The organism is Streptomyces calidiresistens (assembly GCF_014141525.1).
GTDB classification, from domain to species: Bacteria; Actinomycetota; Actinomycetes; order Streptomycetales; family Streptomycetaceae; genus Streptomyces; species Streptomyces calidiresistens.
On the sequence record NZ_VKHS01000863.1, the window covers coordinates 1 to 2156 of the forward strand.

Annotated in this window: 1 protein-coding gene; it reads left to right on the forward strand. The window is 69.8% G+C overall.

The features are described 5' to 3' along the window. The first annotated feature begins 361 nt into the window (after positions 1-361). Positions 362-2101 carry a cellulase family glycosylhydrolase gene (locus FOE67_RS23545; RefSeq protein ID WP_182666851.1) on the forward strand — a complete coding sequence of 580 codons (1740 nt, stop codon included), beginning with the start codon at positions 362-364 and terminating at the stop codon, positions 2099-2101. Positions 2102-2156: the final 55 nt, after the last annotated feature.

The following is a 2156-nucleotide window of genomic DNA, read 5'->3' on the forward strand; positions in this document are numbered from 1 at the left end:
CGCGGGTGCGGTCCCTCGTTCGGGGCGGGGGAGGCACCTGGCGGGCCTTCACCGATCGTCCCGCCCGGCCTCACGCAACACCCACCCCACCTGTATTGACGTGTTCACGCCTCGCATATACGTTCGTTGAAATGTGTCGGAATCGAATCGAATTTGTTCGACTCGATCATCTCCGGGTCACCCCGGTTCCCGCCGGTGAGAGGGATGAGTCCGACGCGTTCGAGCCCCGCGAGCGCATCCCGTGACGCGTCCGGCATCCCGCCCCTCCCCGGGCGGGCCCGGCGACGGGGGCGGAACGGCGAGTCGTCCGGAAGCGGACGCGTCGGGCGCGCTCGCACGCACGCGATACGAAAGGACGACCGTGAAAAGCAGTTCACGAGGTTTCCTCACCGCCCTGACCTCGCTGGCTGTCATCCTCGGCCTCGCCGCCATCCCGCCCGCCGCCTCGGCGGGGGAGAACGGCACCGACGAGGAGACGCCCCGGGAGACCACCGGGGACGCTGCCGGCACCTCCGCCATGGACATGGTCGCCGCCATGCAGCCCGGCTGGAACCTGGGCAACACCCTCGACGCCGTCGGCGAGGACGAGACCGCCTGGGGCAATCCCCGCGTCACCCGCCGACAACTGGCCGCCATCCGCGCGCAGGGGTTCGAGAGCATCCGCATCCCCGTGACCTGGAACGCCCACCAGGGCGGCGCCCCGGATCACACCATCAACCCGGCCCACCTCGACCGCGTCGAGGAAGTCGTCGACCAGGCCCTCGACGAGGGCTTCCACGTGATGATCAACATCCATCACGACTCGTGGCAGTGGGTCATGAACCTGCCGCGCGACTACGACGCCGTGATGGCCCGGTACACCGCGAGCTGGGAACAGATCGCCGAGACCTTCCGCGACGCGCCCCCCGAGCTGAGCTTCGAGAGCGTCAACGAGCCCTACTTCGAGGGCAGCTCCGGCGCCGCCCACGACGCCGAACTGCTGCACGACCTCAACACCACCTTCCACGGCATCGTCCGCGACTCCGGCGGCAACAACGCCGACCGCCTCCTCGTCCTCACCACCCTCCACGCCGCCCACGAGCAGGAACGCCTGGACGAACTGGTCGAGACGTTCGACGAACTGGACGACCCCCACCTCGCCGCGACCATCCACTACTACGGCTTCTGGCCGTTCAGCGTGAACGTCGCCGGCCACACCCGCTACGAACAGGACTCCCGCCGGGACATGGTCGAGACCTTCGACCGCCTCCACGACACCTTCGTCTCCCGCGGCATCCCGGTGATCATCGGCGAGTACGGCCTCCTCGGCTTCGACCGCCACACCGGCACCGTCCAGCAGGGGGAGAAGCTCAAGTTCTTCGAGGACTTCGGCCACCAGGCGCGGATCCGTGACCTGACCACCATGTGGTGGGACAACGGCCAGCACTTCGACCGCCGCGCCCTGGAGTGGAACGACCCGGCGCTGTACCGGCAGATCTCCACCAGCTGGACCACCGCCTCGGCCACCGCCTCCACCGACCAGATCTTCGTGCGCGGCTCCGCCCCGGTGACCGACGCGGAGATCACCCTCGACACCGCCGGCCACACCCTCACCGCCGTCCGCCACGGCTCCCGGGAACTGAGGCGCGGCACCGCCTACACCCTGAACGGCGACCGGCTCACCATCTCCGCCGCCACCCTCTCCCGCCTCACCGCACGCGGCGGCCAGGGCGTCAACGCCACCCTGACGCTGGAGTTCTCCGGCGGCGCCCCCTGGGACGTGCGGATCATCACCCACGAGACGCCGCAGCTCTCCAACGCCTCCGGCACCACCAACTCCCTGGTCATCCCCACCCGGTTCAACGGCGACCAACTCGCCACCATGGAGGCCGTCTACGCCGACGGCGGCAACGCCGGCCCGCACGACTGGACCTCCTTCAAGGAGTTCGAGGCCGCCTTCTCGCCCGACTACGAGGCCGGGCGGATCACCCTGCCCTCGGCCTTCTTCAACGGCGTGCGGGACGACTCCACGGTCAACCTCACCTTCCACTTCTGGAGCGGCGACACCGTGACCTACACCCTCACCCGCTCCGGCAACACCGTCACCGGTACCGCCGGCTGACCGACCCGGCACCGCCGAACGCGGCCACCGCACCGGGCGGGGCCCGGCCCCCTCG